This is a genomic window from Sphingobacterium thermophilum, from assembly GCF_039541675.1.
Lineage (GTDB): Bacteria > Bacteroidota > Bacteroidia > Sphingobacteriales > Sphingobacteriaceae > Sphingobacterium > Sphingobacterium thermophilum.
Genome location: NZ_BAABGR010000011.1, coordinates 26,085 through 34,451, shown reverse-complemented (window position 1 = coordinate 34,451; position 8,367 = coordinate 26,085). Strand labels below are relative to the sequence as shown.

The following is an 8,367-nucleotide window of genomic DNA, read 5'->3' as shown; positions in this document are numbered from 1 at the left end:
ACGTAACTTAAAATTGAAATTATACTTCTGTTTTTTACTCATAAAAATGCCCCAAATAAGTGTCTAACTTTTTGGGGCATGTCTACAAACTCGAGGCTTTCGTTTTATTACTGCTATTTCTTAAAAAGTAGAAGTATCTTCTTCACCACAGCCAACACTGCCACAGCCAACAGCCCAATACCAAAAGCAATAACCATTTCTTTCAGCGTGCTATTCCACGATGGGAGCAAATGATGGAAGAAATCTATATTATGTACAAAGATGCCACCGGATACCATCAACAGGGCTATGGTTCCTACGACCGAAAAGAATTTGATAATAGCCGGGAGGGATATGACAAGTAATCGCCCTATAGCAGCAAACACTCCTTTGTTGCGGAAACCTTTAATCAACCTAAAGCCCGCATCATCCATCCTTACAATTAAGGCCACCAGCCCATAAACACCTACAGTAGCTAACACAGCCACCACAGAAACAGTAATAATCTGTATGGTGAGCGGCTGATTCAAAACTGTACCCAACGCAATGATGACTATTTCGATGGATAAGATAAAATCCGTTGTGATAGCCGACTTGATTTTTTTCTGTTCAGCTGCTGCATCTTCTTCATTAACCTTTGCAGGCTCTTCCTGTATTTCCTTCTTCTTCCGATGGAACAAAAATTCAATAATCTTTTCAGCACCCTCATATGCCAAATACAAACCTCCCATAACCAGAATAAATTTGATAGCTATGGGGAAAAAAATGTTTAAAAGAATAGCTATGGGAATGATGATAAGCTTATTTAGAAAAGAACCCTTCGTGATAGCCCATAACACGGGAAGCTCACGGGAGGACAGAAAGCCGGTAGCTTTTTCCGCATTGACTGCCAGATCGTCTCCCAAAATTCCTGCGGTCTTCTTTGTTGCCAACTTGCTTGCTACCGCTACATCGTCCATCAATGCGGCGATGTCGTCCAATACTGCAAAAATACCTGATGCCATAATATCTTATAGATAACCCTAAAATAGAAATTTCAGGAAATAAATCCGCTCACTTGCGCAAACATTTAAGATGTTTTGATGGTTTTTAACTAAAAACTATTTATTATGTCATTTCACAAATTCAAAGATTTACACCAAGAAGATGGCTTACTCATACTAGGAAACGTATGGGATGCCCAATCAGCAAAAATTGCGGAAGAGGCAGGTTTCAAAGCTCTAGGAACCTCCAGTCATGCCATTGCCAACGCTATGGGCTATGAAGACGGTCAAAACATCACCGTAGAGGAAATACTTTTTGTCGTGGAAAGAATAATAAAGAAAGTAAACATTCCCGTTTCGGTAGACTTTGAGGCCGGCTATTCGGATAATCCGCAAGTGGTTGCCCAAAACGTAAAGCGTCTAAGCGATATCGGTGTTGTAGGTATAAACCTCGAAGACGGCATAGTCCTTAATGGTAAACGACAACTTGCTGACGCTCTGCAGCATGCCGAAAAAATCAAGGCTATCAAAGAAATCGTCAAAGATATATTCATAAATGCCCGAACAGACACCTATACTACCAAGGCAGAAAATACTTTGGAAGAAACAATAAAAAGGGCAAAGCTTTATGCCGAAGCCGGAGCGGATGGGCTTTTTGTTCCCCTCATAGAAAAAAAGGAAGATATCAAGCATGTGACGACATCCATCGCCCTGCCATTAAATGTCTTCCTTACCTCTAACCTCCCCGACCTAGACATGCTGCAACAGCTAGGTGTCAAACGACTAAGTCACGGCGCAAAAATCTTCGAATGGCTTACACAGAAAAATGAAGAAGCCTTTAAAAAGTTTATCCAAAAACCAATTCTTCCCGAATAATCACTCAAGCTGTGTAATCACAGCTTGAGAATTTACTCATAACCATTCTAAACTATCAATCAACAAGTTAATACCCCGTCTTTGTTAACAAAAAGTAAATCCTGAAGATCTATTATCACAGGAAAGTAAAAGTGATTTTAGAGACTTTAGAATGTTGATAAGATGTGTTTACTTTGCATCACAATTTTTGAACATTAAAACAAAAGAGTCAAAAATTGAGTAAAGACATTTTATCATGAAAAATACGCTACGTACGTTTTCTTTGTTCTTGTTGAGCATATTATTTTCGCTACATGTCGTAGCCCAAAATATAACAATACGAGGAAAGGTTACGGACAAACAGACCAAGGAAGCTATAGAGTTTGCTACAGTGGCTGTGGTAGGTACACCTCATGCAACCAAAACAGATGAAAACGGTAATTTCGAACTGACTATCCCGAATAGAAACGTTAAAGTACGCGTAAGTTATGTGGGATATATCACGCAGGATCTTAATCTTGCTTCCAACAAAAGCCTTTACGAAGTGGAATTGGCCTCCGACAACCAGATCGAAGAGGTTTTTGTCAAACGTCCTAAAAGAGTTAAATATTCGAACAAGAACAATCCCGCTGTGGAGCTGATTCGTAAAGTCATTGCTCACCGCGACCAAAACCGTCTAAGTGGTCAAGAGTTTGTGGAATTTGAACAGTATGAAAAGCTGTCTTTGGGATTGAGCAATCTTTCTCAAAAGTTTGTAGAAAAGAAAGCCTTCAAGAAATACCAATTCCTTTTCAAAAAGGAATCCGACACCACCTCTACCTATATGCTTCCTGCATATATGGAAGAAAAGGTTTCTAAAGTCTACTACCGCAGTACACCTAAAAAAACAAAAAAATATATTATCGCTCAGCAGAAGGCTCAATTTGATCCTAAATTTGTGGATAGCGAAGGTCTTACCAACTACTTCAACAAGCTGTATGACAAGGTGGATATCTATGACAACGATATTACCTTGCTTACCAATCAATTTTTGAGTCCTATTGCTAATGCCGCGCCGGCATTCTACCGTTATTATATCACAGATACAATTAAGACCGGTACACCTTATTTGGTAGAGTTGAGCTTTTTTCCGCGCAATAAAAACGACTTTTTATTTCAAGGAAAACTTTATATCACATTGGACGGTCAATATGCGGTTCAGAGTGTCAAAATGAAGGTCAGCGAAGATATCAACCTTAACTTTGTACGTGACCTTAACATTGAACTGGATTTCGAGAAAGATAACCTCAACAAATATTATCTAAGTCGAAGTGCTTTAGGCATAGATTTCGGTCTTACCAGTAAAGGTAAAGGGGTAAAAGGAAATCGCGTGGTATATTACAAGGATTATGTAAATGGGAAAGCACGCCCAGACTCTATCTACGAAGGTGATGAGGTAGAGCTAGCCATCAAGCCCGTCCCTGAAGAAACAAAAGATCAGTTTTGGGCTTCCATACGTCAAGCTCCGCTAGATAGCTACGAAAACAATATCTATTACAATATTGATTCCCTACAGACTATGCGTTCCTTCAAACGCTTTATGGATATTGCGGCTTTGGTACTTTCGGGTTATAAACAAGCCGGTCCTGTGGAAATAGGTCCCGTAAACACCTTTTACAGTTACAATCCGGTAGAAGGGCTTCGCTTAAGAGTCGGCGGACGTACTACCGAACAGCTGAGCACCCGCTTCTATGCTGAAGGTTATACGGCTTATGGCATGGAAGATAAAAAATGGAAATATTTTATCAGCGGAGCTTATTCATTGAATAACAAATCCGTATTCAAATATCCGCAACATTTTATCCGAGCCTCCTACCAGCACGACACCAAAATCCCAGGGCAAAGTCTTCAGTTTATCCAAGAAGATAACGTGTTGCTATCCTTCAAGCGTGGGGAGAACAAAAGTTATTTGTACAATGATGTCTATAAACTGGAATATAAAGCGGAAATGAAAAACAACTTTTCGGTAGAAGCCGGAATCACACGCACCAGACAAAAACCGGGAGGCATCATACGCTACGAACTGATAGGGGAAAATGGGTCCTCCACTTTTGTTCCAGAAATCAACACTACCGAAATAAATCTGGGCTTCCGCTGGGCTCCTAAAGAACAGTTTTATCAAGGAAAATTGTACAGAACCCCTATTTACAACCAATATCCAATCTTTACTGTTAATTATACGGCCGGTATCAAAGGAATCTTGGGGGGTGAATACAACTATCATAATGTTTCAGCAAACATCTTCAAGAGAGTATATCTTTCACAATTCGGCTATGCCGATGTAAATATGGATGGAACATACATCTTCGGAAATAATATTCCTTATCCTTTGCTGACTCTTCATCGTGCTAACCAGACTTATGCTTATCAGCTGCTGTCTTACAACCTGATGAACTTCATGGAATTTATCTCCGACCATCACGCAGCTTTGAATATTCAATACTATATGAACGGTTTTCTGTTGAACAAAATGCCGTTAATCAAAAAGCTTCAACTACGTGAGGTATTTAGTTTCAAAGGCGTCTACGGAGGATTACGCAACAGTAACAACCCTACATACAATACGAATGTCTTCGCTTGGCAAAGAAATACAGATAACGAAATTTCTTCTTTTACATTCGGTAACAAGCCGTATATGGAAGCCAGTGTAGGTCTTGCCAACATCTTCAAGGTGTTACGTGTAGATTATGTGAGAAGATTGAATTATCTTAATCACCCTAATGTTTCAGCCTCCGGAATAAGAGCCCGAATAAAAGTAGACTTCTAATTAATTTCCTTTTTGCCGATATACGAAATCCTTCCCTTTTTTAGCGGAAGGATTTTTTCTTTGTGGACGATCAACCTTTTTCGCAAAACGATTTATTTTGGCTATTTTTAAATATTATAAACCAAAACATTTCACTATGAAAAAAATACTTATAAGCTCCATAGTAACTTCCGCCGTTTATTTGGCTTCATGCCACAACAGCGCCATGAACAACAATGATAACGGCACCCCTACGGACACCCTCCCTCCTGTAGAAACCAACAAACCAAACACCGACTACAAACCCGCTTTCGAGGGACAAACACGCATCAACGGCGTAAAAACAAACACACCCTACGAAAGCAAGGTTATCACTAACAAGCTGAAGTCTCCTTGGGGAATAGCCGTACTACCGGACGGAAAACTTCTCATCACCGAAAAGGAAGGTACATTCCGCATTGTATACCCGGACGGACAGGTCAGCGAACCTATTACGGGAGCTCCGAAAGTGGATCCTAGCGGACAGGGTGGTCTCCTTGGTTTAACCTTAGACCCCGACTTCGCTTCCAATAGAATGGTATATTGGGCATTCTCAGAACCTGTAGAAGGAGGTAATCACACGGCTGTAGCAAAAGGTAAGCTGTCCGAAGATGAAAAGACGATGACAGATGTGCAAGTCATCTACCGCAGTACCCCTACCTATGCCGGTAGACTACACTATGGCGGCCGTGTTATCTTCGACAAAGACGGAAATCTTTTCGTCAGTACGGGCGAACGTTCGGACTTAGAAACACGCCCTCTTGCGCAGGACTTGAAGTCGTCTTTGGGAAAAATTTTGCGTATAACCAAAGACGGAAAGCCTGCCCAAGGTAATCCTTTTGCCAATAGGACTGACGCACTTCCGGAAATATATTCGTACGGTCACCGCAATCCGCAAGGACTCACCATACATCCAGAGACCGGAGACCTATGGGAAACAGAATTTGGCCCTCGCGGAGGAGATGAACTCAACCGAATCGAAGCAGGCAAAAATTACGGATGGCCCGTAATCACCTACGGTATAGAATATTCAGGAGCGAAAATAGGCAATCCTCCTATCCAAGTGAAAGAAGGTATGGAACAGCCCGTATATTACTGGGATCCTGTATTATCGCCGTCTGGTACTACCTTCTATTCCGGAAAAGGTATCGAAGAGTGGAAAAACAACATTTTCATCGGTGGACTTAGCAGCACCCATATCGCACGTCTTGTCATCAAAGACAATAAAGTCGTAGGAGAAGAAAGACTCTTGGCAAAAGAAGGTGAAAGATTTAGAGATGTGGTTGAAGGCTTAAACGGAGAACTGTTTGCCATCACTGATAGTGGAAAGCTTTACCAAATCAGTAAGAAATAAAAAAAAAGGCATCTTTTAGATGCCTTTTTTGTGCACTCCAAGGGAGTCGAACCCCTAACCTTCTGATCCGTAGTCAGATGCTCTATCCAATTGAGCTAGGAGTGCTTCAACCTTCACTTCTAAGCTACCGCTCTTCCGTTTCGGTGATGCAAATATGGGGAGTTTTTTTCTTTAATTCAAACTTTTTGTTACTTTTTTTATACCTTAGACTCATCAAAACAGCTATTTTATTGATATTTAAAGAATTATTTTTTTATCCAATTTAGGCCCATGGCAGAAAGAGTTATTAAATCCTTCAAAACAAAAGTCGAGGATATCAACATCTCTTATTACATCAAAAAAGCAACCGAAACAGAAGAAAAGACGGTTATCTTCCTTCATGGTTTTCCGTTCAACAAAAATTCATGGAAATTCCAGCTGGAATCCTTGGAAGACAATGTCACTGGTATCGCTATAGACATCCGTGGGCATGGGCTCAGCACCAGTGGACATGGCTTTTTCAGTATCGACGTCTTTGCCAAAGATCTGGAAGCATTTATGGATAAGCTGGAGCTGGAGAAAGCCATCCTCTGCGGTGTAAGCATGGGAGGCTATATAGCTTTACGCGCTTACGCTCTCTTCCCTCACAAAATAGCCGGATTAATCCTTTCGGACACCCATCACCGTCCGGACGACAATGCCGGTAAGCAAAAACGCTTTGACAGCATACAGGCGGTTTTACGCTATGGAAGAAGGCCTTTTGCTATCGCTTTCATTGACAACATTTTCACCAAGAAAACTATACAGGAAGGAGCTTATGTGGTTGAACTGATTAAGAGCAGCATCCGTCGCAACTCAATAAATAGCATCTGCGCTACGCAGCTAGCCCTCGCCTCACGCATGGACTCTACCGATATCTTACCGAAAATAGACGTCCCAGTATTGCTTATCCGTGGTGCTGAAGACAAGATTACACCTAAGGAGCTTATGCTGGAAATGCACACAAAAATTAAAGACTCCAAATATGTGGAAATACCTAATACAGGCCATCTACCGAACCTAGAAGCTCCACTAAGCTTCAACAGAGAAATGAATGACTTTATTTTAGGATTAAAATAATTAAAGGGGAAACATTCCCCTTTACCTTTATATTAACTCTTCTACTGTCAAAGCCCCTACCGTAAGATTGTTGCGCGGATCGATGATTATCCCTCGAGCATTGGCCGGGAAATCCTTATGCAGATCAAATACCACCTCTTCGGCAGCTTTTACTGTCACCCTTCCTATATCGTTTAGACGGATATCTTCGCCATAAACTTTTTCTTGTGTGTTGACATCAAATCTGTAATGCACTTCTGGGATTTTAATCTTGGTGACCTTGGTTTGGTTCTGCAAGAGATAAACCTGATTAGTATCCAAAGGTTTATTTTCAAACCAAGAAATATTGGCCGCAAAAGTACGTTCGGCAAAGGGAGGCCTATCGGCGCTAACGATAAAATCTCCTCTTGATATATCGATGTCGTCTTCCAAGTGGAGTACTAACGACTGACCATCCTCTGCAATTTCAAGATCTTTCTGATCGAATTCTATTCTACGGATGGTGGACTGTATGCCGCTGGGTAGCACAAGGACAGGAGCCCCTACCTTCAAACCCTCACCTATCACACGGCCAGCATATCCTCTATAGTCCGGAAATTCGGGAGACTGTGGACGTATCACATACTGTACTGCAAAGCGCCACGTGTCACTTTTTTTCTCCTCAAATTCTATATTCTCTAAGTATTCCAATAAGGTAGGTCCGGAATACCATGATATGCGTTTGGAAGCAGTCACTATATTATCTCCTTTCAATGCTGAAACAGGGATAAAATCGACATGAGCTAATTTTAGATTTTTGGCAAGCTGCAAATAATCTATTTTGATATTTTCGAATACTTCCTCCGAATAATCTACCATGTCCATCTTATTCACACACACCAAAACCTGTTTCAGCGAAAGGAGTTTAGCAATGAAAGAGTGACGTTTCGTTTGTTCTACCACCCCTTTGCGAGCATCGATGAGGATAATGATCAAATCTGAATTCGATGCACCCGTAATCATATTGCGTGTATACTGAATATGTCCTGGAGCATCAGCAATTATGAATTTCCTGTTATCCGTCTGAAAATATTTGTATGCCACATCTATGGTGATGCCCTGCTCACGTTCGGCCTTAAGGCCGTCGGTCAGTATTGCTAGGTCTACCGTGCCGTCGTCATTCTTGCGGTTAGCCCGTTGTATGGCCTCCAGCTGATCATCATATATGGAATTCGTATCATATAGCAGTCGGCCTATCAGGGTACTTTTACCATCATCCACCGATCCTGCTGTAATAAACTTCAATATGTTCATCT

At 41.2% G+C, this 8,367-nt stretch carries 6 protein-coding genes and 1 tRNA gene; 4 read left to right on the top strand and 3 right to left on the bottom strand.

Annotated features, from left to right (window positions below; genetic code table 11):
- Window positions 1–113: 113 nt before the first annotated feature.
- Window positions 114–983: a DUF808 family protein gene (locus ABD873_RS05705; RefSeq protein WP_345065852.1), complete on the bottom strand. Its 870-nt coding sequence runs from the start codon at window positions 981–983 to the stop codon at window positions 114–116.
- Between the two features lie 105 nt (window positions 984–1,088).
- Here ABD873_RS05705 and ABD873_RS05700 point away from each other — a divergent pair, with 105 nt between their 5' ends.
- The 3 genes from ABD873_RS05700 to ABD873_RS05690 all read left to right on the top strand — a co-directional run bounded on the left by ABD873_RS05700 (window position 1,089) and on the right by ABD873_RS05690 (window position 5,995).
- Entirely contained in the window at window positions 1,089–1,838 is a 750-nt protein-coding gene (locus tag ABD873_RS05700) for an isocitrate lyase/PEP mutase family protein (protein ID WP_039053989.1), read from the top strand.
- A gap of 235 nt (window positions 1,839–2,073) precedes the next feature.
- The gene (locus ABD873_RS05695; protein ID WP_345065848.1) at window positions 2,074–4,623 is read left to right on the top strand and encodes a DUF5686 and carboxypeptidase-like regulatory domain-containing protein; all 2,550 of its coding nucleotides are present in this window, start codon (window positions 2,074–2,076) and stop codon (window positions 4,621–4,623) included.
- Window positions 4,624–4,759: 136 nt separating this feature from the next.
- Window positions 4,760–5,995 (top strand): PQQ-dependent sugar dehydrogenase, encoded by a 1,236-nt coding sequence (locus ABD873_RS05690; RefSeq protein ID WP_345065845.1) that lies wholly within the window; start codon window positions 4,760–4,762, stop codon window positions 5,993–5,995.
- A gap of 31 nt (window positions 5,996–6,026) precedes the next feature.
- Here ABD873_RS05690 and ABD873_RS05685 read toward each other — a convergent pair.
- Window positions 6,027–6,100: transfer RNA gene (locus ABD873_RS05685), tRNA-Arg, on the bottom strand.
- A gap of 165 nt (window positions 6,101–6,265) precedes the next feature.
- Between ABD873_RS05685 and ABD873_RS05680 the strand changes: the two genes are divergently transcribed.
- Window positions 6,266–7,093 carry an alpha/beta fold hydrolase gene (locus ABD873_RS05680; protein ID WP_039054457.1) on the top strand — a complete coding sequence of 276 codons (828 nt, stop codon included), beginning with the start codon at window positions 6,266–6,268 and terminating at the stop codon, window positions 7,091–7,093.
- Window positions 7,094–7,120: 27 nt separating this feature from the next.
- Here ABD873_RS05680 and ABD873_RS05675 read toward each other — a convergent pair whose 3' ends face one another.
- Window positions 7,121–8,365 carry a sulfate adenylyltransferase subunit 1 gene (locus ABD873_RS05675; protein WP_345065840.1) on the bottom strand — a complete coding sequence of 415 codons (1,245 nt, stop codon included), beginning with the start codon at window positions 8,363–8,365 and terminating at the stop codon, window positions 7,121–7,123.
- Window positions 8,366–8,367 lie beyond the last annotated feature (2 nt).